At 71.7% G+C, this 25,198-nt stretch carries 29 protein-coding genes; 18 read left to right on the forward strand and 11 right to left on the reverse strand.

Going from position 1 to position 25,198, the window contains the following annotated elements:
• Nucleotides 1–17: 17 nt before the first annotated feature.
• The gene (locus UXQ13_RS09620) at nucleotides 18–833 is read right to left on the reverse strand and encodes a GntR family transcriptional regulator (protein ID WP_097196997.1); all 816 of its coding nucleotides are present in this window, start codon (nucleotides 831–833) and stop codon (nucleotides 18–20) included.
• A 128-nt stretch (nucleotides 834–961) separates the two neighbouring features.
• On the opposite strand from UXQ13_RS09620, the gene UXQ13_RS09625 reads away from it, so the two are divergent.
• The 9 genes from UXQ13_RS09625 (at nucleotide 962) to UXQ13_RS09665 (ending at nucleotide 8,012) form a co-directional block, all read left to right on the forward strand.
• Complete coding sequence (locus tag UXQ13_RS09625; RefSeq protein WP_209305937.1) at nucleotides 962–1,723, forward strand: DsbA family protein; 762 nt, start codon at nucleotides 962–964, stop codon at nucleotides 1,721–1,723.
• On the forward strand, nucleotides 1,716–2,621 hold the full coding sequence (locus UXQ13_RS09630; RefSeq protein ID WP_097196999.1) for a cytochrome c biogenesis CcdA family protein: 906 nt from the start codon (nucleotides 1,716–1,718) through the stop codon (nucleotides 2,619–2,621). The genes UXQ13_RS09625 and UXQ13_RS09630 overlap by 8 nt, the downstream gene beginning before the upstream one ends.
• A complete protein-coding gene (locus tag UXQ13_RS09635) occupies nucleotides 2,618–3,118 on the forward strand; it encodes a hypothetical protein (RefSeq protein ID WP_097197000.1) in 501 nt (166 codons plus the stop codon). Before UXQ13_RS09630 ends, UXQ13_RS09635 begins: the two co-directional genes overlap by 4 nt.
• A 29-nt stretch (nucleotides 3,119–3,147) precedes the next feature.
• Nucleotides 3,148–3,726, forward strand: coding sequence for a class I SAM-dependent methyltransferase (locus UXQ13_RS09640; RefSeq protein WP_097197072.1), 579 nt, complete (start codon nucleotides 3,148–3,150; stop codon nucleotides 3,724–3,726).
• Nucleotides 3,727–3,878: 152 nt separating this feature from the next.
• Nucleotides 3,879–4,295, forward strand: a complete 417-nt coding sequence (locus tag UXQ13_RS09645) for a hypothetical protein (RefSeq protein WP_225232375.1) — start codon at nucleotides 3,879–3,881, stop codon at nucleotides 4,293–4,295.
• Complete coding sequence (locus UXQ13_RS09650; RefSeq protein WP_336392229.1) at nucleotides 4,247–4,795, forward strand: DUF2243 domain-containing protein; 549 nt, start codon at nucleotides 4,247–4,249, stop codon at nucleotides 4,793–4,795. The genes UXQ13_RS09645 and UXQ13_RS09650 overlap by 49 nt, the downstream gene beginning before the upstream one ends.
• 5 nt (nucleotides 4,796–4,800) lie before the next feature.
• The gene (locus tag UXQ13_RS09655; protein ID WP_135095149.1) at nucleotides 4,801–5,640 is read left to right on the forward strand and encodes a cytochrome c oxidase assembly protein; all 840 of its coding nucleotides are present in this window, start codon (nucleotides 4,801–4,803) and stop codon (nucleotides 5,638–5,640) included.
• A 574-nt stretch (nucleotides 5,641–6,214) separates the two neighbouring features.
• The gene (locus tag UXQ13_RS09660; RefSeq protein ID WP_097197004.1) at nucleotides 6,215–6,604 is read left to right on the forward strand and encodes a DUF302 domain-containing protein; all 390 of its coding nucleotides are present in this window, start codon (nucleotides 6,215–6,217) and stop codon (nucleotides 6,602–6,604) included.
• Between the two features lie 49 nt (nucleotides 6,605–6,653).
• Nucleotides 6,654–8,012, forward strand: coding sequence for an MBL fold metallo-hydrolase (locus tag UXQ13_RS09665; protein ID WP_097197005.1), 1,359 nt, complete (start codon nucleotides 6,654–6,656; stop codon nucleotides 8,010–8,012).
• A gap of 13 nt (nucleotides 8,013–8,025) precedes the next feature.
• Here the strand turns inward: UXQ13_RS09665 and UXQ13_RS09670 are convergent, their stop codons facing one another.
• The 8 genes from UXQ13_RS09670 to UXQ13_RS09705 form a co-directional block, all read right to left on the reverse strand.
• A complete protein-coding gene (locus UXQ13_RS09670) occupies nucleotides 8,026–8,454 on the reverse strand; it encodes a DUF2892 domain-containing protein (protein WP_209305935.1) in 429 nt (142 codons plus the stop codon).
• 151 nt (nucleotides 8,455–8,605) lie between these two features.
• Nucleotides 8,606–8,875, reverse strand: a complete 270-nt coding sequence (locus UXQ13_RS09675; RefSeq protein ID WP_097194514.1) for a metal-sensitive transcriptional regulator — start codon at nucleotides 8,873–8,875, stop codon at nucleotides 8,606–8,608.
• 107 nt (nucleotides 8,876–8,982) lie between these two features.
• Nucleotides 8,983–9,861 carry a sulfite exporter TauE/SafE family protein gene (locus tag UXQ13_RS09680; protein WP_135095148.1) on the reverse strand — a complete coding sequence of 293 codons (879 nt, stop codon included), beginning with the start codon at nucleotides 9,859–9,861 and terminating at the stop codon, nucleotides 8,983–8,985.
• 4 nt (nucleotides 9,862–9,865) lie between these two features.
• A complete protein-coding gene (locus UXQ13_RS09685) occupies nucleotides 9,866–10,447 on the reverse strand; it encodes a rhodanese-like domain-containing protein (protein WP_135095147.1) in 582 nt (193 codons plus the stop codon).
• Complete coding sequence (locus UXQ13_RS09690) at nucleotides 10,444–11,832, reverse strand: MBL fold metallo-hydrolase (RefSeq protein ID WP_135095146.1); 1,389 nt, start codon at nucleotides 11,830–11,832, stop codon at nucleotides 10,444–10,446. Before UXQ13_RS09690 ends, UXQ13_RS09685 begins: the two co-directional genes overlap by 4 nt.
• Nucleotides 11,833–11,869: 37 nt before the next feature.
• On the reverse strand, nucleotides 11,870–12,184 hold the full coding sequence (locus UXQ13_RS09695; RefSeq protein WP_225232373.1) for a rhodanese-like domain-containing protein: 315 nt from the start codon (nucleotides 12,182–12,184) through the stop codon (nucleotides 11,870–11,872).
• A gap of 990 nt (nucleotides 12,185–13,174) precedes the next feature.
• A complete protein-coding gene (locus UXQ13_RS09700) occupies nucleotides 13,175–13,864 on the reverse strand; it encodes an ABC transporter ATP-binding protein (RefSeq protein WP_097197012.1) in 690 nt (229 codons plus the stop codon).
• On the reverse strand, nucleotides 13,861–14,943 hold the full coding sequence (locus UXQ13_RS09705; protein WP_097197013.1) for an ABC transporter permease: 1,083 nt from the start codon (nucleotides 14,941–14,943) through the stop codon (nucleotides 13,861–13,863). The genes UXQ13_RS09700 and UXQ13_RS09705 overlap by 4 nt, the downstream gene beginning before the upstream one ends.
• A 214-nt stretch (nucleotides 14,944–15,157) precedes the next feature.
• On the opposite strand from UXQ13_RS09705, the gene UXQ13_RS09710 reads away from it, so the two are divergent.
• From UXQ13_RS09710 to UXQ13_RS09720, 3 genes are all read left to right on the forward strand, one after another.
• The gene (locus UXQ13_RS09710) at nucleotides 15,158–16,342 is read left to right on the forward strand and encodes a sensor histidine kinase (protein ID WP_225232372.1); all 1,185 of its coding nucleotides are present in this window, start codon (nucleotides 15,158–15,160) and stop codon (nucleotides 16,340–16,342) included.
• Entirely contained in the window at nucleotides 16,339–16,974 is a 636-nt protein-coding gene (locus UXQ13_RS09715; protein ID WP_097197015.1) for a response regulator, read from the forward strand. The genes UXQ13_RS09710 and UXQ13_RS09715 overlap by 4 nt, the downstream gene beginning before the upstream one ends.
• Before the next feature lie 296 nt (nucleotides 16,975–17,270).
• Nucleotides 17,271–17,498 (forward strand): hypothetical protein, encoded by a 228-nt coding sequence (locus UXQ13_RS09720; protein WP_225232371.1) that lies wholly within the window; start codon nucleotides 17,271–17,273, stop codon nucleotides 17,496–17,498.
• 309 nt (nucleotides 17,499–17,807) lie between these two features.
• Here the strand turns inward: UXQ13_RS09720 and UXQ13_RS09725 are convergent, their stop codons facing one another.
• Together UXQ13_RS09725 and UXQ13_RS09730 are read right to left on the reverse strand one after the other, a co-directional pair.
• The gene (locus UXQ13_RS09725) at nucleotides 17,808–18,941 is read right to left on the reverse strand and encodes a site-specific integrase (RefSeq protein WP_097197017.1); all 1,134 of its coding nucleotides are present in this window, start codon (nucleotides 18,939–18,941) and stop codon (nucleotides 17,808–17,810) included.
• Nucleotides 18,942–19,252: 311 nt separating this feature from the next.
• Nucleotides 19,253–19,474 carry a helix-turn-helix domain-containing protein gene (locus UXQ13_RS09730; protein ID WP_097197018.1) on the reverse strand — a complete coding sequence of 74 codons (222 nt, stop codon included), beginning with the start codon at nucleotides 19,472–19,474 and terminating at the stop codon, nucleotides 19,253–19,255.
• 548 nt (nucleotides 19,475–20,022) lie between these two features.
• On the opposite strand from UXQ13_RS09730, the gene UXQ13_RS09735 reads away from it, so the two are divergent.
• The 6 genes from UXQ13_RS09735 (at nucleotide 20,023) to UXQ13_RS09760 (ending at nucleotide 25,087) form a co-directional block, all read left to right on the forward strand.
• Nucleotides 20,023–20,475, forward strand: a complete 453-nt coding sequence (locus UXQ13_RS09735; RefSeq protein WP_097197019.1) for a helix-turn-helix domain-containing protein — start codon at nucleotides 20,023–20,025, stop codon at nucleotides 20,473–20,475.
• Nucleotides 20,476–20,874: 399 nt separating this feature from the next.
• Nucleotides 20,875–21,282 carry a hypothetical protein gene (locus tag UXQ13_RS09740; protein ID WP_225232370.1) on the forward strand — a complete coding sequence of 136 codons (408 nt, stop codon included), beginning with the start codon at nucleotides 20,875–20,877 and terminating at the stop codon, nucleotides 21,280–21,282.
• 584 nt (nucleotides 21,283–21,866) lie between these two features.
• Nucleotides 21,867–22,178 carry a hypothetical protein gene (locus UXQ13_RS09745; RefSeq protein ID WP_225232369.1) on the forward strand — a complete coding sequence of 104 codons (312 nt, stop codon included), beginning with the start codon at nucleotides 21,867–21,869 and terminating at the stop codon, nucleotides 22,176–22,178.
• A 128-nt stretch (nucleotides 22,179–22,306) separates the two neighbouring features.
• Nucleotides 22,307–22,858, forward strand: coding sequence for an SAF domain-containing protein (locus tag UXQ13_RS09750; protein ID WP_225236004.1), 552 nt, complete (start codon nucleotides 22,307–22,309; stop codon nucleotides 22,856–22,858).
• A 14-nt stretch (nucleotides 22,859–22,872) separates the two neighbouring features.
• Nucleotides 22,873–23,676 carry a CpaE/TadZ family protein gene (locus UXQ13_RS09755; RefSeq protein ID WP_097197023.1) on the forward strand — a complete coding sequence of 268 codons (804 nt, stop codon included), beginning with the start codon at nucleotides 22,873–22,875 and terminating at the stop codon, nucleotides 23,674–23,676.
• Nucleotides 23,666–25,087: a TadA family conjugal transfer-associated ATPase gene (locus UXQ13_RS09760; protein ID WP_097197024.1), complete on the forward strand. Its 1,422-nt coding sequence runs from the start codon at nucleotides 23,666–23,668 to the stop codon at nucleotides 25,085–25,087. Before UXQ13_RS09755 ends, UXQ13_RS09760 begins: the two co-directional genes overlap by 11 nt.
• Nucleotides 25,088–25,198: the final 111 nt, after the last annotated feature.

The raw sequence follows: 25,198 nt of genomic DNA on the forward strand, positions 1-25,198 counted from the left end.
GTCCTTCCTGGGTGGGGTCAGCCGAAGCTCGGCGTGAGCGCGGAGGCGGCGAGATCGCCGCTGGGCGGCTCGGTCGCTCCCGGCCGGGGGTCCAGCGTGCTGGTCAGGGCGAAGCGGTCGGCCCGGATCAGGGTGTGCCGCCACTCGACGGGGACACCGGAGCTCGTGCCCGTCCGCTCGACGGAGAACACGGCCGACGGCGGCTGCAGGTCGAGAGCGTCGTGCTCGGCCCTGCTCGGGATGACCGCCCGGACCGTCTCCTGCCCGCCGGTGACCGGGATGCCGGTACGGGCGAGCTCCTCGTACAGGCTGGTGCGGCGGAAGTCGACGTCCAGCAGGGGCTCACCGATCGAGGCGGGGAGCCAGACGCGGTCGAGTGCCAGTGGTCGGTCGTCGGCCAAGCGCAGCCGCTCGAGGTGGACCAGCGGTGTCGACTCCTCCAGCCCCAGCCGGGGGGCGATGACGCCGTCCGCCCGCAGGGTCAGCACGCGTACCACCGACGTCTGCACCAGCCCGCAGGCCTCCACGGAGGAGAACAGCGAGTAGGCGATCCCCGTGGGCTGGGCGATGACCGGGTCGAGCGCGGCGAGCCGGGGGCGCCGACCGCGCCCGGTGCTGATCACGCCGTCGGCGCGCAGCTGGCGCAACGCCTCGCGGACCGTGTGCCGGCTGACCGAGTACTGGAGGCCGAGCTCCACCTCACCGGGGAAGCCCTCGGTGAACTCGCCGCCGTCCAGCCGGTCGCGGAGATCGGCGGCGAGCTGGCGCCACAGCGGTGTGTTCGTGTGGCGATCCAGCCGTGCCGCCGGGGGAATGCGCGGGAGCTCCGGCATGGCTCCTCCAGTTCGGTTCACGGGGCCGTGGGTGGCGATCGACGACCGCAGCAGCTCTTGTACGGTCAACTGTAGACGAGTTGTCCGGACAACCCGCGTCGACGATGGCGCGTCAGGGGGAAGTTCTCGTGCCCAACGCTGCTCCAACCACGCCGCCGGAGACGGGCCGATCCACGACGGCGCAGGCCCTGCGTGGACCGTTCATCGCCCTGGCCGTGGTCGTCGTGCTCGGCGTCGTCGCCGTCGTCTGGGGTCTCGGCCGTGCTGACGGGAGGGACGCCGGCGGCCCGGTGGCGGACGTCCACCACGAGGGTGGGTCGGCGCAGCCGGCGGACGACCAGGCCCGACGGATCGCCGACGACCCGCTGGCACAGGGGGACGCCGACGCGCCGGTCGTCCTCGTCATGTGGGAGGACTTCCAGTGCCCCTTCTGCGCGAAGTTCGCCCAGGAGACCGAGCCGGTGCTCTTCGACCGGTTCGTCGAGGACGGCACTCTCCGGCTGGAGTGGCGGGACTTCCCCTACTTCGGTGAGCAGTCGGTCCAGGCGGCGCGGGCCGCACGGGCGGCGGGGGAGCAAGGCGCCTTCTGGGAGTACCACGACGCGGTCTACGCGCTGGGCTTTCCGCCGAACAGCGGTCAGCTGACCGACGACGTGCTGCTCGGGCTCGCTCGCGACCTCGACTTGGACGTCGACCGGTTCACCGCGGCCATGCAGTCGCAGGAGACGCTCGACGCGGTCACCGCTGACTTCCGTGAGGGGCAGCAGCTCGGCATCGCCGGCACGCCCGCCTTCCTGCTCAACGGCCGACCGATCATGGGTGCGCAGCCCACGGACACCTTCGTCGCGGCGATCGAGCAGGCGGCCGCCGAGGCCGGGGCCGATGGGTGAGCTGGGGCTCGCGGCGGCGTTCCTCGGTGGCGCGCTGACGCTCATCAGCCCCTGCAGCGCACTCCTGCTGCCGTCGTTCTTCGCCTACGCGTTCGCGCATCCGCGGGAGCTGCTCGCCCGCACCGTCGTCTTCTGGCTTGGCCTCTGCCTGACCCTCGTGCCCCTCGGGGTGGGGTCGGCGCTGGTCTCGACGCTCTTCTACGGGCACCGCGAGGTGCTGATCGCCGTCGCCGGGTGGACGATCATCGCTCTCGGGGTCGTGCAGCTCCTCGGCGGTGGCTTCGGCCTGCCCGGAGCCGACCGGCTTCGTGCCCGGGTCGCCACCCCGGGCCGGGCCCGCGGTTGGGCGAGCACCTTCGCGCTGGGTGCGGTCTACGGCCTCGCCGGGTTCTGCTCCGGGCCCATCCTCGGCGCCGTGCTGACCCTAGCTGCGACCGATGGGGGCGTGGTGGGAGGAGGAGTCCTCCTGGCCGTCTACGCCCTCGGGATGGCGGCGCCGATGTTCGTGCTCGCGCTGCTGTGGGACCGGTTCGACCTCGGTCGGCGCAGATGGCTGCGCGGTCGCCCGCTGTGCATCGGCGGTCGGCAGCTGCACACGAGCCAGCTGATCTCCGGTGCCCTGTTCATCGTGATCGGCTGGCTGTTCCTCCGCTTCGACGGCACCGCCGGCATCACCGGCGTCCTCGGGCTCGGGGACACCACGGACCTCGAGTTCATGGCGCAGAGCTGGATCGCCGAGCTGTCGGCACGCGATCTCGACGTCTGGTTGCTGGCGGCCACCGCAGCGCTCCTCCTCGGCGTCATCGCGCGCCGCCTGCACCGGATCCGCACCAGGACCACCGATGCCGGTCCTGACGACGACACGATCCGCGCGCTCGACCGACAGGAGTCCCGATGACCTCGATGTACCTGGCGCTCCGGGCCTGGGACCGCCGGCGCTGGCTCACCGCGCTCGCCATGACCGCCGTCGGCGTGCTGGTGGTCGCCGTCCCGACCGACCTCATCGACACGCCGGTCTTCAGCCGGGAGGTGCCGCCCACATGGTGGTCCTGGCCGGCCCTGCTGGCGAGCGCCGCGCTCGCCGGGCTGCTCGTGGCGACCTACGTGCGCGAACCGGGGTCGCCGGAGCCGGCTCCGGCCGTGGAGGAGCGCCGGTCGCGCTGGTGGGGTGGTGCCGGCGGACTGCTGACGTTCTTCGCCGTCGGGTGCCCGGTCTGCAACAAGCTCGTCCTGCTGGCCCTGGGCGCCAGTGGCGCGATGACGTACTTCGAGCCGGTACAGCCCGTGCTCTCCGTCCTCGCGCTGCTCCTGCTGGCGTGGGCGCTGGCCCGCAGACTGCGGGGGCAGGTCGCCTGCGCCGTGCCGGCTCTGCCGCACGCCGGCGCGGCCCGCTGAGGCAGCCCGGTGTGATCGAGGGGAGCGACATGGAAGCCGCTGAGTGGGACCGCCGCTACGCCGAGGCGCGGCAGTGGTCCGTCGAGCCGAACCGCACGGCCGCCGAGGTGACCGCCGGATTGCCCCCCGGGCGGGCTCTGGACGTCGCCGCGGGCGAGGGACGGATGGCGCTGTGGCTGGCCGGCGGGGGATGGGATGTCGAGACGATCGACTTCTCGGCCGTCGGTCTCGGTCGGGGGCAGGAGAACGCGCCGCCCGGGGCGCGTGTGACGTGGCGGGTCGAGGACGTGCTGACCGCCGATCTGGGCTCGGCGGAGTTCGACCTGGTTCTCGTGCTGTACCTGCACCTTCCACGCCCCGAGCTGGTCGACGTCCTTGCGCGGTCCGCCGGCGCCGTCCTCCCGGGCGGGCACCTGTTGGTCCTCGGCCACGACCGGGAGAACCTCATCCGTGGGACCGGGGGCCCACAGGACCCCGACGTGCTCTACGACCCGGAGTTGCTCGGGACGGCGGTCCGGGGCTGGCGCACGGAACGCCTCGAGCGGATGGACAGGGACACCGACTCCGGCACCGCCGTGGACACGCTGCTGTTCGCGCAACGTCCCTGATGACCGTGTAGATCCGCGCCGGAGGGGCTATGACCGTCCGCAACTCACAGGAGGGATCACAGGGGATGTCTGCGGACGAGGCAAGTCGTGCCCGAGCACTGCTTCCGGCAGCAGGCCGCGGCGCGGCCGCCGGCCTGCTGGGGGTGGCTGTGATGACGGCGGCTGAGAGGCTGGAACAGGCCGTCACCCGCCGGCCGCACTCCTACATCCCCGCCCGGACCCTGCTCACTCTGCTCGGCCGCCATCCGTCCGACGCCGACCGGCCGACGGGCTGGAACTGGGCGATGCACTACGGGACCGGGGCCGTGCTGGGGGCCCTGCGGGGTGTGTGGGCTGCGGTCGGGCTCCGTGGCCCGCAGGCGCACGTGGCGCACACCATCGTGCGGCTGTCGACCGACCAGACGCTGGAGAACACCACCGGGGTGGGGGCCCCGCCGATGGTCTGGCCCCGCAACGAGCACGTCGTAGACATCCTGCACAAGGCCATCTACTCGGTCACGACCGGGCTGATCGTCGAGCGGTGGATCCCGCCCTCCCTGCAGTCCCGCCGCGGGCTGACCAGCCACTGACGCCAGGAGGACTCGGCATGACGGACACCGCCGCCCGACCCATCACGGCGGACCGCCACCGATCGGTGCTGACGGGCACCATGCTCGGCGTCGCGATCATGGCCGCGATCGACGAGATCGTGTTCCACCAGATGCTGAGCTGGCACCACTTCTACGACCGGTCCACCCCTGACATCAGCCTGCTGTCGGATGGGTTGCTGCAGACGGCCTACCTCGTGCTGCTGGTCGCCGGATTCTTCTGGTTCGCCGACCTGCGCCGCCGCGGGACGCTGGCGCGCCGTTCGGCGTGGGGCGGCTTCGTGCTCGGCCTGGGCATCTTCCATCTGTTCGACGGGATCGTCGACCACAAGCTCCTGCGCCTGCACCAGATCCGCTACGGGGTCGACCTGCTGCCCTACGACCTGGCCTGGAACGGCGCCGCGCTGGTGCTGTTGGCGGTGGGTGCGGGTCTGCTGTGGCGGTCCCGGGGCGAAGGGCAGGCCGGGGCCGACCGGCGGTGAACACCATGTCCGGAGCCGCCGTGCTGGCGCACGGCGGTTCGCACGGGACGGGCTCCGCCGCGGCGGCGTGGCTGTTGCCGGTGCTGGTCGCCGTCGTGCTCGGCGCGGGCTACCTGGCCGGCGTCGCCCGCATGCGGGGGAGTGGCCGCCGCTGGAGCGGCGGGCGGACGGCGAGCTTCCTGCTGGGAGCCGTCCTGGTGGGAGCCGCGCTGTCCCCGGCTGTCGACGCCGGCACGGCCGACGGGCACATGGCGCAGCACCTGTTGCTGGGGATGTTCGCGCCCATTGCCTTGGTCATGGGCGCCCCGGTGACCCTGCTGCTCTCGGGTCTGCCCGTGTCCGCCCGGCGCCCGGCAGCCGTGCTGCTGCGGTCGCGGGTGCTGCACGGGCTGTCCCACGTGGCCACCGCCGCGGTGCTCAGCGTCGGCGGGCTGTACCTGCTCTACCTGACGCCGCTGTACGCCTTGAGCGCCCGGTCAGACGTTGTGCACCACCTGTTGCACCTGCACTTCCTGCTGGCCGGGTACCTGTTCGCCTGGGCGGTGGCCGGGCCCGATCCCGCGCCGCGCCGGCCGGGCATGGCGGTACGTCTGGTCGTCCTCGTCGTCGCCGGCGGCTTGCACGCCTTCCTGGCCAAGCTGCTGTTCTCCCGTGCTCCGGTGCTACCGGTGGGTGGCGGGCACGACGCCGCGGAGGTCGAGGTTGCTGCACAGTTGATGTACTACGGCGGCCACGTCGCGGACCTGTTGCTGCTCGTCGCGCTGTTCGCCGCCTGGTACCGCCGCACAGGGCGGGCACTCGCGCGGGAACCGGCCGCGGTGGCCAGCAACGCTCCCGCCGTGTGAGCTCCCGGCGCGCGTCAGTGGCGGGCAAGCCCGTCAGAAGGGGACGGCTGCTCGGTGCGTGTCAGCGACGGCGGAGACCAGGCGCCGCCACCGCGATCGGCGGGCCGGGGCAGAGCTGGTCGCGACCGGTGTGGCGGCCGGGGTGACCGCCTCGACTGCTCGGGCGAGCGGCAAGGGTGTGGGGACGGGCGCGGCGATCTCGGTCAACGGAGGTCCTTCGGCTGGCGTGCGGGCGGACACGGGACCGCTGAGCGCTGGCTCAGCGGGAAGGAGTGCCGCCCGGACAGAGCCGGTCGTCGACCACGAGCGGGGTCACCGCGAGGAGGCACACGCAGAACGCGGGCCGGCTCGGTGCAAATCCCCAGTACACAGATCGAGAATAGGCAGCGGGCGACCGCGAGGGCAACGACGCAGGTCAGCCCGCTGGCCGTCGTCCAGCGTCGTCGCCGGCCCCAACGGGCGGTACGGCAGGGTCGGTGCGGGTAGGGACGCCGAGACCTCGCCGCACCGACCGGCGGTCCGAGCAGGCGGGCCGCCTCTCAACGTCGGGCGGCGCTCCGGAAGGAACGGCCGCATGGAGTACCGACGGACCCTCGACCTCGACGTTCCGTTCCCAGAGGCGGTGACACGCACAAAGGAGGCGTTGGCCGAGCAGGGCTTCGGCATTCTCACCGAGATCGACGTGCAGGCCACGCTGCGGCAGAAGCGCGGAGTGGAGATGGAGCCCTACCTGATCCTGGGCGCCTGTGCCCCCGACCTCGCGCAGCAGGCACTGGAGGCGGACCGCGGCGTCGGCGTGCTGCTGCCGTGCAACGTCGTGGTCAGCCAGGCCGGTGACGGCTCCACGGTGCAGGTCCTCGACCCGCAGACCATGGTGTCGATGACCGGCCGGCCCGAGCTGCAGCCCATGGCCGACGAGGCCGGGCGTCGTCTGGATGCGGCGCTGGCGGCACTCAGGAGCTGAGCCCGCCGCAGACGGTTTGTACCGTACGGGGTAGAGAAGGGACAACGGCATGTTCGATGTGCAGACGATCGAGACCTCCAGCCTGGGCGACCGGAGCTACCTCATCGACGACGGCGAGGTCGCCGTGGTGATCGATCCCCAGCGCGACATCGACCGGGTGCTGGACCTGGTCGCGCGGCGCGGCGTGCGGGTCACCCACGTCCTGGAGACCCACGTCCACAACGACTACGTGACGGGGGGCCCCGAACTCGCCCGTGAGACGGGTGCCGCCTACGTCCTGCCCAGCGGGAGCGACGCCGAGCTCGACCACGTGGCGGTGTCCGACGGCGAAGTGATCGCAGCCGGGCGGCTGCGGCTGACGGCCCTGCACACCCCCGGGCACACCCACCACCACGTCAGCTATGCGCTGGCGGACGGCGACGGCGACGGCGACGTCCAGGCGGTGTTCACCGGTGGATCCATGCTCTACGGCGCTACGGGCCGCACCGATCTAGTCAGCCCCGAGGTCACCGACGAGCTGACCCACGCCCAGTACCACTCGGTGCGGCGGCTGGCCCGCGAGCTACCGGCCGAGGCGCAGGTGTTCCCCACTCACGGCTTCGGCAGCTTCTGCTCGGCCACCCCGACCAGCGGGACGTCGTCGACCATCGGGGAGCAGGCGAAGGTCAACCCCGCGCTCACGCAGGCCGAACAGGAGTACGTCGACACCCTCCTCGCCGGGCTGGACGCCTTCCCGGCCTACTACGCGCGCATGGCGCCCATCAACCGGCGGGGCCCCGCGCCGGTCGACCTCTCCATGCCCGAGAAGGTCGACCCCGCGGGGCTGCGCCGGCGTATCGAGGCGGGGGAGTGGGTGGTCGACCTGCGCGAGCGCACGGCGTTCGCGGCCGGCCACCTGACCGACGCGATGAACGTCGAGCTCGGCACCAACTTCGTGACCTACCTCGGCTGGCTCTACCGCTACGGGGAGCCGCTGACGCTGATCGGCGAGAGCGAGGAGCAGGTGGCCGAGGCTCGCCGCGAGCTGGTGCGGATCGGCGTCGACGAGCTGGCCGGTGCCGCGATCGGGGACGTCGAGTCCCTCGCCGACGGGCAGCCGTTGCGGTCGTATCCGGTGAGTGACTTCGCCGGCCTGGCCGAGGCGATGGAGCGGGGGCCGGTGCAGGTCCTCGACGCCCGGCGCAACGACGAGCGGGCGGACGGCTTCGTGCGCGGCTCGCAGCACATCCCGCTGCACGAGCTCGCCGACCGGCTCGACGAGGTGCCGCAGGGCGAGGTGTGGGTCTACTGCGGCTCCGGCTACCGGGCCTCGATCGCGGCCTCGGTGCTGGACCGACCCGGCCGTTCCGTGGTCCTGGTCAACGACTCCTACGAGTCGGCCGGAAAGGCTGGACTCGAGGACGCCTAGGTCTCGAGGTGTGTCAGCGTGCGCCGGCCGCTGCGAGGGCGCGCTCAGCCGCCCCGGGCTCCAGCTCCAGCCCGGCGAAGTCTCCGCGGAGGGCCTTGATGGCGGTGCGCTCGGCGTCGATCTCGTTGCGCGACCGGGAGCCGAGAGCGCGGAAGGCGGCGATCGGTGGGCACCAGCCCTGGATCGCATGCTGGAGCAGGAACGCGGGCACCACGCCGGCGAGCGCGAGCCATCGCTTCGACCGCGTGGCCGCGAGGGCGACGCCCACGAGCATGAGCGTGGCGGCATTCGCCTCGAGCTTGCGCTCGACGTCCCACTCCCGGTCCAGCTGGGAGAGGTGCCTGCTCGACCTCTCCCGCGGCGCCGTCCCGAACTCCGCGATCCGCGCCAGCCGCTCGTCGTCCAGGCGCCGGGTCAGCCGCTGGGGAGTGTGCGTCCGCACCGGGTCGGTTTCCTCCTGGCCTATCTCGCCTCCATCTCGTCACGGGCGGGTGCCTCGGAGCCCGTGCCCGTCGGCCCTGCGGGTGAAACGGACCAGGAAACGGCGCGCGGCCCGCACCGAACTACCGGTGCGGGCCGCGGGGAGCCGCTGCTCAGGCGAGCGAGAGGAACAGCTTCTCGAGCCGGGCGCGGTCGAGGGCGGCGTTGCCGTCCTCGCCGGCAGTGATGCACTGCTCGAGGCCGGTGGCGATGATGGCGAACCCGGCCTTGTCCAGGGCCCGGGACACGGCCGCCAGCTGCGTGACGACGTCCTCGCAGTCGCGGCCGGCCTCCAGCATGCGGATCACGCCCGCGAGCTGGCCCTCAGCACGCCGGAGCCGCTTGATGACATCTCCGACGACCTGGGTGTTCTCGAGCTGCATGTCCCTCATCCTCTCCCGTCCGCCGGGGTGATACCCCGGCGGGTACTGCTTCTTGAAGCGCCGCGCGGTGCGTGGGCATTCCCGGACGCACCGCGCGGCCGTCTGGGTCAGGCCCGGGCGGGGCGGGGGCCGACGATCCCGGCGTGGCGGAGGGGGCAGCGCGGCACGAACGCCGTGCAGGTCCCCATCGCTGCGGCCACGCCGAGCACGGCGATCAGTGCCGGGAGCCGCGCGCCGTCCGGTGCCTCCTGGACGAGCACGAAGGCGCCCATGGCCAGGACGAACCACCCGAACGCCCGGCGCAGCGCATCGGCCGGGATGCGGTCGACCACCCGGGCCCCGAGCAGGCTCCCGACGACAGCGGCGACGGTGACCGCACCCACGAGGGCCCAGTCGATCGACACGGTGGCCAGGTAGCCGCTCAGCCCGGCGAAGGACTTCATGGCGATGACCAGCAGGGACGTGCCCACGGCCACGCCCATCGGCAGCCCGCCGAGCAGGGCCAGCGCCGGGACGACGAGGAAACCGCCGCCCGCGCCGACGAGGCCGGTGACCAGGCCGACGACGACGCCGTCGAGCAGTACCCGGCCCACGGGGAGCTCGGAGTGCGACTTGGCCGGGTCGACGTCCTGGCGGCCGCGCAGCATGGCCACCGCCGTGGCGACCATCATCAGGGCGAAGGCGATCATCAGCAGTTGCCCGGGGAGGTGGCCGCCGACGAACCCGCCCGCCAGCGCGCCGGCCATGCCGGCAGCCCCGAAGAGCAGGCCGGTGCGCCAGCGGACGCGCCCGGCGCGGGCGTGGCCGACCACGCTCACCGCCGCGGTGACGCCGACGACCACGAGCGAGGCGGCGATCGCCTCCTTGGCGTCCATGCCGGCCACGTAGACCAGCAGCGGCACCATCAGGATCGAGCCGCCACCGCCGAGCAGCCCCAGGGTGACTCCGACGACGACAGCCAGTGCGACGGTGAGCGCGATCAGCACCGGGTCACCGCTTCCGGGTGAGCTGGTCCAGCGCCGAGCCGGTGGCGCGGGCGCCCCGCTTGTTCCACGGCATCTTCGCCAGCGCCATGCCCATGGCGCAGGTGTTGGAGACGGCGGCGAAGACCAGCCCGCCGCCGACGAAGCCGGACAGCCACTTCGCCTTGGGGGCGACCGTGCTGCCCACGATCCCGGCGACGACGAGGGATCCGGCGGCCAGGCGGACCTGGCGCTCGAGCTCCCAGCTCTGGCGGCCGCGGTTCACCGTGCCGCCGGTCTTCTCCCAGTCCACGATGCCGCCGGAGAGGACGGCGGGGGAGGAAAGGCCAGCCGCCTGCAGGGCCTCCTGCGCCTGGCCAGCCCGGGCGCCGGAGCGGCAGACGAGGACGACGTCGTGGTGGTCGTCCAGGACCGTGCGGAGCTCGTCGAGCGAGCCCTTCAGCTCGTCCAGGGGGACGTTGACCGCGCCGGGGATGTGGCCGGCCTCGAACTCTGACGGTGTGCGGACATCGATCAGCGTGGGGTCCGGGTCCGAGTTGTTGCCGAGGCGCTCGGCGAGGGTGGGGGCGTCGACGGTGGGGGTGGTCATGCGGGGATCTCCTGCTTGATCGCGTCGGTGGTGAGGTAGAGGCCGGCGGGGCCGGCATTGTCGAAGGAGTCGTCGATGGCGACGACGTCGATGCCGTGCGCGTCGAGCAGGGCGGCGACGACGCCGGCGCGGTAGCCGCCGGCGCAGTGCACCCACACCGGCCCGGCCGGGACCTCGTCGAGGCGCTCGAGCACCTCGTGGATCGGGATGTGCAGCGAACCGGCGATGTGCCGCTCGGCGCGTTCCTGGTTGCGCCGCACGTCGAGCACGAGGGGGCTGCGGCCGGCGGTGAACTCGGCGGCGAGGTCAGCGAAGGTGGCGGTGCGGTAGGCCCGCAGCGGCTCGCCGCCGGACCAGTCCTCGACCGTGCCGGTGGCCATCGCGGCCGGCCGGTCGATGCCGACCCGGACCAGCTCGCGCTGGGCCTCGGCGACGTCCTCGGCGGTCTCCCCGAGCAGGGTCACCGGGGTGCCCCAGGGCATCAGCCAGGCGAGGTAGGTGACGAACTGCCCGTCCAGGCCGAAGTTGACCGTCCCGCCGACGTGCCCGGCGGCGAAGGCCGTGCGGTTGCGGAGGTCGACGACCCACTCGCCGGCCTCGATGCGCCGGCGCAGCTCGGCCGGGTCCGCCTCGGTCGGCAGGGAGAGGTCGGCCTCGCCGGGGCCGGCGGAGTTGGCCGCGCCCATGTGCGCGTAGTAGGCCGGGTAGGCGTCCAGGCCGGCGAGGAGATCCTCGACGTAGCGGGACTCGTCGGTGGTCAGGGCCGGGTTGGCGAGCTTCTCCTGGCCGATGGTGCTGGCGGTGCCGCCGGACTGGGTGGCCGAGCAGAAGCTGCCGAAGCCGTGCGTCGGGTAGACGGCGGTCTCGTCCGGGAGCTCGGCGGCCAGCCGCTGCGCGGAGTGCCACTGGGCGTGCGCCAGCGTCTGGGTGTGGTCGGGGCCGAGCAGGTCGGGGCGCCCGGTGGAGCCGTAGAGCAGGGAGCCGCCGGTGAAGACCGCCACGGACTCACCGTCGGCCTCGAGCGCGAAGGACAGGTGGGTGTGGGTGTGGCCGGGGGTGAGCAGCACCCGCACGCGCATGCGGGCCCCCACCTCGACGATGTCGCCGTCGGAGACCCCGGTGCGCTCGAAGGAGACCTGGTCGTCGGCGTTCAGCAGGTACTGGGCGCCGACCTCGCGGGCCAGTTCCAGCCCGCCGGTCACGTAGTCGTTGTGGATGTGGGACTCGAAGACGTGGGTGATCCGGACGCCGGCGGCCTCGGCGATGCCGAGCACGCGGTCGTAGTCGCGCTGCGGGTCGACCACGAGCGCGACCTCGCCGTCGTGGGCGATGTAGGTGCGGTCACCCAGGCCGGGGGTGTCCAGGGGGAGGACGGTGATCGTCATCGGGGTTCCTCTCGGGGCCGTGGTGGCGTGGTTCAGGTCAGGCGGCGGTGGCGACCGGGCGGCCGGACTCGATCCAGGCGCCGGTGCCGCCGGCGACGCTGGTGGCGTCGATGCCGACGCCGCGCATGAGGGCCGTCGCCTGGGCACTGCGGCCACCGGCCTGGCAGATCACGTAGACCGGACGGTCCTTCGGCAGCTCGGGCAGGCGGGCCGGCAGCACGCTCAGCGGCATGTTCTGCGCGCCGGGGACGTGGCCGGGGCGGTACTCGCGCGCCTCGCGCACGTCGACGACGAGGGCATCGCCCTCGGCGAGCCGGGCGGCAAAGGTGTTCTGGTCGATCTCGGGGATCACGTCAGCTCCTGAAAGTCTGTGGGTCAGATACCCGGGGGGGTATGTGTGGACCAACGGTAGCACCGTCCGACGCATTCCCCCGGGGGCATGTTGTGCGAGCGGCAGAGCTCACCAAGCCAGCGCTGCCTGCACCCCACCTGTGTGGTGGAACACCGGTGTCGACGAGGACCTCCGCCCTCGCGATCACCCTCGAGGAGAAGGAAAAGGACGGATGTGTCGAGCGGTGTCCTGCAAGACATGCGGCAACACAACGTGGGCCGGCTGCGGTCAGCACGTGGACCAGGTGATGCAAGGCGTCCCAGCCGCACAGCGCTGCCCAGGGCACGATCGGCAGGCCGGCCGCGCTGGCGGCGGCTTCTTCTCGAAGTTCCGGCGATCGCGGTAGTCGACGGGCGGATCCAGTCGGTCGGCCCAACGCGCGAAGAGGAGGTGCCGGCTGCCTGAGCAGCCGGCCCCTCGATTCGCGCCGCCTACGCGGCCTTCTGGCCCAGAGGGCGGCGGGTCTCCTCCAGGAACTTCTCGTCGCCCTCGGCGGGCTCGTGGACGTAGATGTCCGCGCGTCCGCATCATTGCAACTCACGGACAACTACTCCGCGCCCCTGCCCCCACCCCGACCCGGGTACAAACAACCGCAAGATGACCGTGAATGACGTAGCGGGACACCTGTGAGAGGTGTCCCGCTACATCGCATCGGAGCGGGTGACGGGAATCGAACCCGCACAGTCAGCTTGGAAGGCTGGGTGACTCCACCCGTGAATCCGCTGGTGACAGCCTCACGAGGTGGCCGTCGTGCTTTCCGCGTGCCTTAGGTGCGATCCGATGAACGAACTCCTGCACATCGTCGCCGGACCACGGTGTGCGCCACTCCGATGACGCCGGCCGAGGCGGAGGGGGTCCGGATGTCTTCCCCCGCCTGGGACACCCCCAACTGCCCCCCAATCCCGGGGCATCGCCTGGTCGCTGCTGGCCGCCGCGGAGGGGTGATGGCCCTCAGCGGTGTCCGGCCGTAACGGGGCTGCGCAGGTGTCCGTCGTGGATCTCGACGATCTGGTCGACGGCGGTCAGGTGGGTGCGGTCGTGGGTGACCAGGACGGTGGCGGTTCCTTGCCGGTGGGTGAGGGTGGTGATGAGGTCCAGGATCGCGGCGCCTCGTTCTTGGTCCAGGGCGCTGGTGGGCTCGTCGACCAGCAGCACGGCCGGCTCGTTCATCAGCGAGCGGGCGATGTTGATGCGCTGCCGCTGGCCGCCGGAGAGCTGGTGCGGCCGGCGGTCGGCCTGCCCGGTGAGCCCGACGGCCTCGAGGAGTTCCATGGCGTGGCCTCGTGCGGCCCTCGGGGCGCGGCCGTCGAGGTGGGCCATCACCTGGAGTTGCTCGGCGGCGGTCAGTGACGGCAGCAGGTTGGGCTGCTGGAAGACCATGCCAATCCGGGTGCGGCGCAGCTCGGTCAGCCGGCTGCGGCTCAGCCCCGTGGTGTCGGTGCCGGCGATGACCACGTGCCCGGTGTCCGGGCTGATGAGTGTGGCCGCGACGGCCAGCAGGCTGGACTTGCCGGAGCCGGACGGGCCGACGAGGGCGGTGATGGTGCCGGCCGGCACGTCCAGGTCGACGTCGTCCAGGGCGGTCAGGCGAGCACCGCCGTCGGGGTAGGTGAGGGTGACATCGGTCAGGTGCAGGCTCATCGGGCACTTCCCAGGGCGGTCAGCGGGTCGACGGAGGTGATCCGGCGGATGGACAGGGCTGCGCCGGCGACGCCGAGCGCGATCATGACCAGCGCCGGGACGGCGACGGTGGCGAGGTCGAGGACGAACGGCACGGCGTGGCCGAGGGCGGCGCCGGCGGCGACCGCGATCGCGGTGCCGGCGACGGTGCCGAGCACGAGCAGCACCACGGCCTGGCCGAGCGCGTCGCGCAGCAGGTAGCCCGTGGACGCGCCCAGTGCCTTGAGGACGGCGATGTCGCCGCTGCGCTGGATGGTCCAGACGGTGAAGAACGCACCGATCACCAGTGCGGAGATCGCGAACAAGAATCCGCGCATCAGCTGCAGGGAGCCGTTCTCTGAGGTGAACGACCCGATCGCGGACAGGGCGTCGTCGCGGCTGACCGTCGTGGTGCCCAGCTCGGCGTCGGCGGCGGCCAGGTCGGCGTCGGAGGTGGTGGTCAGCGCGATGACGGTGGCGCTGGGATCGTCGTCGCCGGTGCTGCCGGTGAGCGCCTGGAAGTCGTCCAGGCTGGTCCACATGACGGGGGTGTGGCTGTAGGAGGCGTCCCCGGCGATGTCGGCCACCCGCAGTTCCTGCCCGGCCACCGTGACGGTGTCCCCAATTCGGGCCTCGAGCTCGTCCGCGGCGGCGGTGGACAGCACGACCGCGCCGTCCCGGACTTGCCCGGCGGACGGGGCCAGGCCGGAGCCCGCCTGCACCCCGAACGCGGACACGCTGGCCGTCCGCCCGTCGGTCTGCGCGCGGGTGGTGAGGATGCCCAGCGGCTCGGCGCTCGTGACTCCGGGCACCCGCTCCCATGCCGTCCACGTGTCGGCGTCGACGCTGGAGACGGTGAAGGAGAAGCCCTCTCCGTCGGCGGGCGCGGCGAACGCGAGGGAGTCGGCGGGCAGGTCGGTGATGGCGGAGGTGTTGGCCCGGGCCAGGCCGGCGGTCAGGCCGGACACCAGCCCGACCAGCACCGTGATGAGCACGACCACGGCGCCCATGAGGACGAAGCGTCCCTTGGCGAACCGGAGGTCTCTCCAGGCGACGAACACGGTTCAGGCTCTCCTCGCTGCACGTGCCAGGCGACGTGCCCGGCGACTGGATCCAGCCTCGCCAGGAGAGGGCATTCCAGGCATCGTGCGGGAGACTGCTCCGGCCAGGCCAGGAGGTGCACGGCCGCCTCAACCTTTCGATGGATGCGGTGCTCGCGCAGCTGCCTAGCCTGGAGGTGCCATGACCCCGACTGCTCCCGTTCCGGTACAGCCGGTGCTGCGCGGTTGTCTGCACCTGCTGGTGCTCGCGCTGCTGGGATTGGCCGTCGCACGCGCCGTCGCCGAGGACGCCCCGCATGCCGGTGCGGTCCTCGCCGCGGCGGTCGCCGTGGGCCTGATCTACGCCGTCGGCCCTGCTCTGCCGTCGGTGCAGCGCTCCACCGCCGCGGCGGCAATCTGGCTGACGATCCTGGGCCTCGGCTGGCTGGTGCTCCTGTACTGGACGCCGGACGGCATCTGGCTGGCTTTCCCGCTGTTCTTCGTCCAGCTCCACCTGCTGCCCATGCGCTGGGGGCTCACCGCCGTCGCGACCACGACTGTCGCGGCGATCGCCGGGTTCGCCTGGCACCAGGACGGCCTCACCGCGCCGATGGTCCTCGGCCCGGTCCTGGGCGCGGCCGTCGCGGTGGCCACCGTGCTCGGCTACCAGGCGCTGTACCGGGAGAGCGAAGCGCGCCGGCGGCTGATCGACGAGCTCACCGCCGCCCGCGCCGACCTGGCCGCCGCCGAGCACACGGGTGGGGTGCTGGCCGAACGCGAGCGGCTCGCCCGGGAGATCCACGACACCCTCGCCCAGGGCCTGTCCAGCATCCAGCTGCTGCTCCGCGCCGCGGAGCGCGCCCTTCCCGGCCGGTCGGACAGCGCCCTCGGTCACGTGCGGCAGGCCCGCCAGGCCGCCGTCGACAACCTTGCCGAGGCGCGGCGCTTCGTCCGGGACTGGACTCCGCCGGGCCTGGAGGTGGCGGGCTCACTGCCCGCCGCGCTCAAGCAGCTGTGCGCGACCACCGCCGATGCCTTTGGGCTGGCCGTGCACGCCTCCATCTCCGGTGTGCCGATCGAGCTGCCGGCTGCCCAGGAGACCGCGCTGCTGCGCATCGCACAGGCGGCGCTCGCCAACGCCGTCCAGCACGGGCAGCCGTCACGCGTCGAGCTGACGCTGAGCTACATGGGCACCGACGTCGCCCTCGACATCGTCGACGACGGCACCGGGTTCGACCCCGAGCTGGTCGCACCGCCCGGCCAGGGTCCGGACGGGACTGGGTTCGGCCTGGCGGCGATGCGCGCTCGCGCGCGCGCCCTGCAGGGCGCGCTGGTCGTGGAGTCCGCGCCCGGCAAGGGCACGGCGGTGGCGGCCACCCTCCCGGTCCCCGCAGGCACCGTCGAGGAGGTGTCGGCTTGACGTCCGGACCCGTCCGGCTGCTGCTCGCCGACGACCACCCCGTCGTCCGCGCCGGCCTGCGTGCGGTCCTGGAGGGCGAGCCGGACTTCGACGTCGTGGCCGAGGCGCCCACCGCCGAGCGGGCCGTCGAGCTCGCCGCCGAGCTGGAAGTCGACGTGGTGCTCATGGACCTGCAGTTCGGCAGCGGCATGGGCGGCTCGCAGGCCACCGCGCTCATCACCGCTCGCTCCGGCGCGCCACGGGTGCTTGTGCTAACCACCTACGACACCGACGTGGACATCCTCGCCGCGATCGAGGCCGGCGCCACCGGCTACCTGCTGAAGGACACCCCGCCCGACGAGCTCGCCGCCGCAGTACGGACGGCAGCCGCGGGCAAATCCGCGCTCGCTCCGGAGATCGCACAGCGGCTGATGGACCGCGTACGAACGCCCGCCGAGACGCTCAGTTTCCGTGAGGTCGAGGTTCTGCAGCTGGTGGCCGAAGGACTGTCGAATCAGCAGATCAGCGGGCGACTGTTCCTCAGCCAGGCGACCGTGAAGTCCCACCTCGTGCACATCTACGCCAAGCTTGGCGTCGATTCACGGACCGCTGCCGTGGCCGCCGCCACCGCTCGAGGGCTCATCCGCCGATGAGACGGTGAGGCGTAGATGCGGGGAACCCGGTGGTTCTATCCCCGATGCGGCGTTCGGAGCGGACTCCGGCTGGTCGGGCGGGGTTCGCCGGCCACCACAGAAGCGCCGTGTAGCTTGCTGACGTGGCTGGCTTCGCGATTCTGTGCGGGCTCGCCGGCGACTGACTCTCGCGCCGGTGGGTCCGAGAGCACGTCAGTCGAGGTCGCTCTCCCGCTGACCAGGGCCCCAACGGCCCGGAGGCATCCATGGCCATCCACCAAGATCTCGTTCCCAGCGCAGCCAGAGTGCGCGTCGTCGTGGCCGACGCGCTGGGACTGCAGCGCGTCCTCACCATGTTGACCGGACGCAACCACGCCTTCACTCGCCTGGAAGCCGAAGAGGCCAACGGTGGTCGGTGGACGGTCACCGTGCATCTGACTGCCTCGTCGCATGAAATGGAACTCGTGACCCTCCGCTTGGACCGTCTGCCCAGCGTCCTGACCGTCGACGTCACTTCGCCTGGCCAACTCGCCGCCACCGCGTGAGGACGTGACCCAGGGCCGACGAGCTGCGCCGCTCCTGGGTCAGCAACATGTTCAGTCAGTCATCCCTGGCGTGCACCGACCCGGCCGGCCGACGGCGGTCGTGGGATTGGCCTCCCAAAAAGGGTGCCCCCAGCTAGGGGTTGACCGGGGTGATCTTGCCTCCCAGCATGCAACGAGGAAGGGTAAAGGCCCTGGTTAGTCGCCTGACCAGGGGCCTCGCCGGTGGGGTGAGTGACGGGGCTCGAACCCGCATCACCAGCGACAAGGTTGAGCTCGTGGAGTGGCTCGATCTCCGGAGCTCAAGCCGGATCAGGCAGAAGTCGTGCCGTCGGAGTGCCTCAGCGCCGCGCTCATGGCGGCGGCGAGCGCGGCATCTCGTTCTTGCTCGGCGCGCTGGTAGCGCAGCGCCGCGGCGGGGGAGGCGTGCCCGAGTCGGTGCATCAATTCCCTGGTGGTGGCGCCGTGCCGGGCGGCGACGGTGGCGCCCCAGCCGCGCAGGTCATGTAGATGGGAGCCAGCCGGCAGTCCGGCCGCCTCTGCTGCTGGAGCCCACACCCGCGAGGCGAAGTTGTTGCGTCGTATAGGCCCGCCCTTCGGCCCCACGAAGACCAGTCCGTGCGCACCGGGCTGGGCGTACGTCGCGAGGTGGTGTTCCAGGTCGCCGATGATGTGCGGCGGGATCGCCACGGCTCGGCGACCTGCGGCCGACTTCGGCGGGCCGTAGGAACGTTCCTGCCCGATCACGTCGATGACCGCGCTCTTCACGCTCACGGTGCCTGCCTTGAGATCGAGGTGCTCCCGACGGAGCGCCGACAGCTCACCGATGCGCAGTCCCGTCCAGGCAGCCAGGAGGATCAGCGCTCGCCAGCGATCCTCGACGGCATCGACGAGCGCCTGGACTTGAGCGAGCGTGAACATCGGTCGCTCACTGGAGCGTTCCTGCCCTGCTCCACGGATGGAGCACGGGTTCCGAGCGATGAGATTGTCGTCGACAGCCGTAGTGCAGATGGCGCGCAGCAGTCGGTAGCACTTGGCCGCTGTGACCTGACCCGGTCCGGCGGGGCCGCTGAGCTTCCCGTACCAGGCCCGGACAGAAGAGGCCTCCAGCTGGCGAAGGGGCGTCGATCCCAGGGACGGGACGATGTGGTTCTTGAGCTGTGCTCGGTAGAGCTCGGCCGTGCGAGGGGCCAGTGGCCGGCCACGGACGAGGCGGGTCTCCACCCAGTGCTCGGCATAGACCTGGAGCGGCTCCTTGCCCGCCTTCGGGTCGATCCAGCGGCCCGAGTCCAGCTCGGTCTGCGTCTTGGCGAGCCATCTGTAGCCGTCGGCCTTGGTCGCGAACGTGGACGGCGCCGAGACTTGCCTGCCCGTGTCATCTGTGTAGCGGGCCTGATAGCGCCCCGAGCGGAGCCGACGAACCGTGCCCCAGGTCCTTCGGCTCACGTCAGCCTCCCCGTGCCTTCGGTTGAGGCGACTGTCGGGCGATTGCCGACCGAGTTGAGGCGGCGACGCCGATCGACTGATGGCCTTCCACGAGTCTCATCGGGGGGCTTGACGTACTTAGGACGACGTGCTCGCCGCGGCAATAGCGGGCGGTGGGCGCGAGGTCGGTGGAGGGGCCGCAGAATCGCCACCCCCACGCCATGGTTGACGAGGGCAGGGACAGGCGCCCAAGTGGCGTGGTGACCGCCGAGAATTTCGGCCCGGCATAGGCGCGCCCCCACGGTCGCTGCCGGTGTGCGGCACGAGTCGAGCTACTCCTCACTCGTGACACGTCCGGCCTCGATGAACTCGTCGAGGATCGAGCGCTGGAGCCGGACGTACTTGCCGAGCTTGACGTAGGTGATCCGCCGTTGAGCGATCAGCCGGCGGATGAACCGCTCTCCTGTTCCCAGGTAGTCCCCGGCCTGGGCGACGGTCAGCAGCTGATTGTGCTGTTCAAGCGACGCGACTCGTTCCGAGGTCGTCGCAGGCATCAGGAACCGACCTGCTGACCGAGGATGGGACGGCCACGGATGCCGCGGTCGACGTCACCGATCGGGGTGCCCCGAGGCCGGCACGGATACCGCGGCGGCTGTGGCTGGGCTGTTGGTCTCATGGCGCAAAGGCTTCCGCGGACTGTTCCGGTATTCCTTCAGTCTTGAGGCCTCGGTTTGGTGGCTCGGCAAGACGACGCAGGCGCTCTCCACAGCCATGTCGCGGGTGCCGGCTTTGTCGAGCATGTCGTCCTCCAGTTCTTCTCCAGTTCCCCTGCGGAGGCAGATGCGCAGTCGGTCGTGGCCCTGCAGAGGGTCTCCAGTGGACGAGAGGTGCGTTGGACGTCGGGAGGATGCCGGCGCAGGCCTCCAGCCACCGCCCGACGTCACCCTCCCGTTGCCCCCTCCGTCGACTGGTGTCGCAGCGTGCCGACACGCAGGCGCGCCGCGCCGGTGACGAGGCGCTTGCCCGATCGGGGCGGGCACACGGCACTAGGGTTCGGCGCCACGGGGCGGGTGTCCACCGATCGGGTGATGGGGGAGCTGCCGTGGCGCGGCCGCTGCTTCGAGGCGACCGCCTGCAGGCTGCCCGTGAGGCCATCGGCCTGAGCCGAGAAGAACTGGCTGAAAATCTGGAGCTCTCCAGTCCGGTGCGCATCCGGGTCTGGGAGACGGGACTCGAGCGTCCGCGACCCCGCTTCGTGCCGAGGCTTGCGACCGCGCTGGGCGTCGACCCCTTGTATCTCCTCGACGTTGACCGCGACGACCCACCTCTGGCGGCTCTGCGCTTGGCGGCCGGATTTGCCACGAATGAGGTGACTGGGCCCGGGTTGTCGGTCATGACGTATTTGCGGCTGGAAGACGGCCGCCCCGGGGCGGATCCCTCGCCCGAGGTGATAGCCGCCATCAGCCAGGTTCTCGGCGTGGACAGCCCGCGAGTGGAGGCGGCCGTCCGCCGCTCTCGCAGGGACCACGCGGCCATGGCGACTTTCGAAGGCTGAACTGGAGAATTACTGGAGAAAGAGCCTGCCTCCCCGGACGATCCCGGTGGTAATTTCCCGCGCAGTTGCCCGGGGGAGGTGCCCAATGGCCCGCACGACGGAGTCGAGTGCGGCATGGGACCGCATGCCCCAGGGACTCGTCCACCGACCGCGGGCAGTCAGCCTCGTACCGAAGCACGGTCTCCCTACCCGGCGCGGGCAGTCGCGATGACCAGGCGGCGGTGGGCGGCTGGTGCGCTCCTTGCGCTACTGCCCCTCGCTGGATGCACGGCGGGCGAGGCCAGTCCGGAGGGCTCGACGCCGAGCGCGACGACGTCTTCGACTTCGCGGACTTCGACGACCGCTCCTGCCACGAGCAACGCGCCGAGCCCCGAAGACGAGGCGGCAACAGATGCCACCGTGGTCGTCAACGAGCTGCTGCGCGTCACTGACGCGGCCAAGAAGGACCCAGGTGCCAGGGACTGGGAGCCAGAGATCCGGCGGTTCTCGGGTGACCCCGCCGCGCTGCTCGCCGTCACGGCAGTACGGGACTACGCAGCCCTCGGGCTCCGTCAGGAAGGCGACACCGCAGTCGACCTGGAGGTCACCGACGTCGACCTAACGGCTCCCGAGGGACCCACCGTGAGGATCACCGGCTGCTACGACAGCGAGAGCACGCGCGTTCTGAGGGTCGAGAACGGGGAGGTCGTGCCCCACGGGACTCCGCCGCGGTACGTCTGGGACATCACCGTCACGCGCTACGAGGCCGAACCGGGATCCCCGTGGCTGGTCAACGAGTTGGACCCGCTGACGGATCGACCATGCTGACGTCGCACCGCGTGGTCCTGCTCGCGATCGCGATCTTCACGGTCTCCGGCGGGCTGAACGTCGCAATGGCAGCTCCACCCGTGGAGTGCGCGCAAAGGGATGCCCAGACCGGGATCTGCCTGGTCCAGGCGACATCCGCGGGACAAGGCGCCGGTGGGGACAACGACGTCAGCCCTGGCTGGGAGCAGCCGGCAGTCGGAGAGGCGCCCCCGCCCAGTTGCACGAGAGCGGTTGCAGATCCTCAACCGTGGATTGGGGACCCGGTATGGGCCGGACATCGTCCGGAAGACGGGATGATCTGGGTCTTCACATGCCCGCGCCCGGTCGGAACCGGATCAGGATTGTGGTCGGGCCTGATCTTCTTGTCGAACGGGGCTGGAGCACCTGGCGCCCCCCCGGTGGACCCTCGCCTCCTCGCTCAGGAGGCAATCGCATCCATGGCACTGAAGGCGCCGGACATCGGGATGGCACCACCGCCGGCTTCCCGGAGCGGATTGGTGGGTCTACCGGTGTGGATGTGGGTCGCACGCACCGCAGGCACGACTGGCCCTGTCCAGGCCTCTGCCTCCGCCGGAGGCGTGACGGTGACCGCCGAAGCTCGGGTCAGCCAGGTCCTCTGGAACATGGGCGACGGACACATCGTCACCTGCGGCCTCGGGACGCCGTACGTGCAGGGCACCGAAGGCGCGTCTCCGGACTGCGGCCATGTGTATGCGCAGGCGTCGAGCCGACACGTACCGGGCGGTGGCCCGTGGCCCATCACAGCGACGAGCACGTGGACGATCACCTGGTCCGGTAGTGGGCTGTCGGGCACAGAGACGCTGGAGCTGTCCTCTTCGGCGGAGTTGTTCGTCGGTGAACTGCACGTCCTCAACCAGGACGGGGCAAGCCGATGACCCGGACCCAGCCGCCGACGACCGGGGCAGCGCCCTCTCCGGCGGAAATGCATGGCCTGCCTCGCGCGCCGGTGCTGCCGCCACCTCGCCGCCGGCGCCGTCCGGCCCTTCTGGCATTGGCCGTGAGCATGGTGGTGCTCGGTGCTCTTGGGGCGACCTATCTGGCGACGTCGCTGGGTCAGACGACCGCCGTGATCGCGATCGCACGCGAGGTGCCGTGGGGGCAGACTCTCACCGCTGCCGACCTCGTAGAAGCAACGATCTCTGCCGATCCGGCGTTGGAGCCCATCCCGTACGTCGACCGCGACGAAGTGATCGGCCTGGTCGCGGCGACCACCCTGGGGCCCGGTTCGTTGCTCACCCGCGACGCCCTGACCGATGAGCGCCTCCCGGCTCCAGGACAGCAGCTGATCGGGGTTGGCGTGTCGCTCGTGCAACTACCGACGACCCCGCTGCGGCCGGGCGACGACGTCCTCCTGGTGCCCGTGGCCGCGGGCAGCGCTCCAGCCACGACCCAAGGAGTTCCGAGCGTGGTGGAAGCGACCGTGGTGAACTCTGGCCCTCCCGGAACCGACGGGCTGCGGGTCGTCGACGTGCTCGTCGACGAGGCCGACGGGCCGGACGTCGCCGCCCGTGCCGCCGCAGGCCTGATCGCCATCGTCGTGGTGGCCGGCGAGTAGGCGGGGCGGCTGCCGTGTTGATCGCACTGTGCTCGGCCAAGGGCGCACCCGGCGTGACCACTAGCGGGCTGGCTCTGGCGCTGTCCTGGCCTCGCCCGGTGGTCCTAGCCGAGCTGGATCCGGCCGGCGGGGACGTATTGCCGGGGTACGGCCGAGGCGAGCCGTTCGCGGGCGGGCTGGCCGACCTGGAGCTCGCGGCGCGGCGCGGCGGGCCGGCCCTGCACCTGGACCGTCAGCTGCTGCGGCTCGACTCCGAAGGACGTGCGCGGCTGCTACCCGGCCTGGCCGATCCCGCCGGCGCCCGACATATGGACTGGAATCGCCTGGCCGCCGTGCTGGCGGCGGTGGAGGACGGCGCCGTGGACGTGGTGGCCGACTGCGGGCGGCGGCGCGCTGAGCACTTCCCGGCCGCCGTGGTCCAACGGGCTGCCGCCGTCGTGCTGGCCACCGGCTCCACGCTTCGCGCCGTGCGTGCGGCGACGCAGGCGATTGCCGAACTCCGAGGGCGGGAGGCGTACCCCGGCATGCTGGGCACGCTGGTGATCGGGCCGGGGGAGCCGTACGGCGAGCGAGAGATCAGCGAGGCACTCGGCGTTCCCTCGGTCGGTTCGCTGCCGCGGGATCCGAAGGCGGCCGCAGTGCTCAGCGACGGCGCGCCGGCGGGCCGGCTGTTCACCCAGTCGCCGCTGCTACGAGCCGCGCGGACGGTCGCGACCCGGTTGGTCGAATTGGCCGCGGCTCACGAATCCAGGTTGACACCACCGCCAGCGCCCGTGCCTGCGCCCGCAACCACGTTTGGGGGCAGCCGTGTCCGCTGACCTCACCACCGACCTGCTCAGCGCGGGCACCGTGCCTCGACGAGCGGACGCATCACCGGTGGCGGTGGACTGGACGCTGGTGCGTCGGCTGCATCAGACAACGGCGACGGCCTTGGCCGAGGAGCTCAAGCGCCGCCCGACGCTCAGCATGATGGCGCAGCATGAGCTGGCCCGCACGCTCGTCCAGGACGGCGTCGATGAGTTGGTCCGGCAGCGGATGCGCGCCGGGCAGATGGTTCCCACGCCGGCCGAGGAGCGGGTGATCGCTGACGCGGTGTTCGCCGCCCAGTTCGGGTTGGGCCGGCTGCAGCCCTACGTGGACGACCCGCTGGTAGAGAACATCGAGGTTCACGGGTACGACAACGTGTGGATCGGTTACGCCGACGGCCGGGACGTCCGCGTTGACCCGATCGCCGACTCGGACGAGGAGTTGGTGCGGCAACTGCAGCACATCGCCGCTCGGCTGGGCCGCGCGGAGCGGACGCTAACCACAGCCAGTCCGCTGCTCACCATGCGCCTGCCTGACGGGTCCCGGTTGGCCGCAGTCATCGAGACAGTGCCGCGACCCCATCTGGTGATACGCCGACACCGGATCCGGAACGTCGACCTCGACGACATGGTGGGTCTGCGGGCGATCGACCGGCCGCTGGCCGAGTTCCTGCGGGCGGCGGTGCGGGCGCGCAAGAACATCGTCGTCACCGGCGCCCAGGCTGCTGGCAAGACGCTGATGCTGCGGGCGCTGGCCAACGAGCTGCCGGTCGAGGAGCACCTGGCCACGATCGAGAAGCATTTCGAGCTGCTGCTGCACGAGCTGCCCGACCGGCATCCGAGGGTGGTGCCGTTCGAGGCCCGGGAGGGCACCGGCGAGCGCGGACCCGACGGCCGCCGCCTCGGCGAGGTGACGCTGACCGAGCTGGTCGAGCAGTCGCTGGTCATGAACGTCAGCCGCGTGTGGCTGGGCGAGGTCCGCGGCGATGAGGCGTGGCCGCTGATCGAGGTGATGGAGGCGGGGGAGGGCGGCTCGGCCTGCACTCTGCACGCCCGCTCAGCCCACCACGCCCTCGAGCGGCTGGCCAACCTGTGCATGCGCGGCCGCGCCGCGGTCACCCCGGAGCATGTCTACCGGTCCTGCGCGTCGGCGATCGACCTGATCGTGCACATCACCACCGTGGACGAACGGTGGATCGGGGGCGAGCGGCACCGGTTCGTTAGCCAGGTCCTCGAGTGCAACGGCATCGGGGAGGGCGGGCGCCCGGCCGTCACCGACGTCTTCGCCCCAGGCCCCGACGGCAGGGCCATACCCGAGCACGATCCGGTGGACCTCGCCGACTACGTCCGGGTGGGCTTCGATCCCGACTGGCTCCGGCCAGGCCACGGGCGCTGGGCTGGCGCTGTCGGGGGACGACGGTGAGCGGCACGGGGTTGCTTGCCGGCGTCTGCGGGGCGCTGCTGATGGGCGGCCTGCTGCTAGGGCGTGTCTTCAAAGGTCTTGATGAGGGATGGACGAGGCTGGTGTGGTGTC

Source organism: Klenkia terrae, assembly GCF_037083865.1.
Taxonomy (GTDB): Bacteria; Actinomycetota; Actinomycetes; order Mycobacteriales; family Geodermatophilaceae; genus Klenkia; species Klenkia terrae.

What these genes read in the sequence shown, in the direction of transcription:
- UXQ13_RS09700 (WP_097197012.1), bottom strand. Translation starts at nt 13,864, where the DNA reads ATGAGCCTGCACCTGACCGATGTCACCCTCACCTACCCCGACGGCGGT.
- UXQ13_RS09685 (WP_135095147.1), bottom strand. Translation starts at nt 10,447, where the DNA reads ATGACCACCCCCACCGTCGACGCCCCCACCCTCGCCGAGCGCCTCGGC.
- UXQ13_RS09675 (WP_097194514.1), bottom strand. Translation starts at nt 8,875, where the DNA reads ATGCAGCTCGAGAACACCCAGGTCGTCGGAGATGTCATCAAGCGGCTC.
- UXQ13_RS09635 (WP_097197000.1), top strand. Translation starts at nt 2,618, where the DNA reads ATGACCTCGATGTACCTGGCGCTCCGGGCCTGGGACCGCCGGCGCTGG.
- UXQ13_RS09620 (WP_097196997.1), bottom strand. Translation starts at nt 833, where the DNA reads ATGCCGGAGCTCCCGCGCATTCCCCCGGCGGCACGGCTGGATCGCCAC.
- UXQ13_RS09665 (WP_097197005.1), top strand. Translation starts at nt 6,654, where the DNA reads ATGTTCGATGTGCAGACGATCGAGACCTCCAGCCTGGGCGACCGGAGC.
- UXQ13_RS09645 (WP_225232375.1), top strand. Translation starts at nt 3,879, where the DNA reads ATGACGGCGGCTGAGAGGCTGGAACAGGCCGTCACCCGCCGGCCGCAC.
- UXQ13_RS09730 (WP_097197018.1), bottom strand. Translation starts at nt 19,474, where the DNA reads ATGCCTGCGACGACCTCGGAACGAGTCGCGTCGCTTGAACAGCACAAT.
- UXQ13_RS09750 (WP_225236004.1), top strand. Translation starts at nt 22,307, where the DNA reads ATGGTGGTGCTCGGTGCTCTTGGGGCGACCTATCTGGCGACGTCGCTG.
- UXQ13_RS09640 (WP_097197072.1), top strand. Translation starts at nt 3,148, where the DNA reads ATGGAAGCCGCTGAGTGGGACCGCCGCTACGCCGAGGCGCGGCAGTGG.
- UXQ13_RS09655 (WP_135095149.1), top strand. Translation starts at nt 4,801, where the DNA reads ATGTCCGGAGCCGCCGTGCTGGCGCACGGCGGTTCGCACGGGACGGGC.
- UXQ13_RS09660 (WP_097197004.1), top strand. Translation starts at nt 6,215, where the DNA reads ATGGAGTACCGACGGACCCTCGACCTCGACGTTCCGTTCCCAGAGGCG.
- UXQ13_RS09630 (WP_097196999.1), top strand. Translation starts at nt 1,716, where the DNA reads ATGGGTGAGCTGGGGCTCGCGGCGGCGTTCCTCGGTGGCGCGCTGACG.
- UXQ13_RS09690 (WP_135095146.1), bottom strand. Translation starts at nt 11,832, where the DNA reads ATGACGATCACCGTCCTCCCCCTGGACACCCCCGGCCTGGGTGACCGC.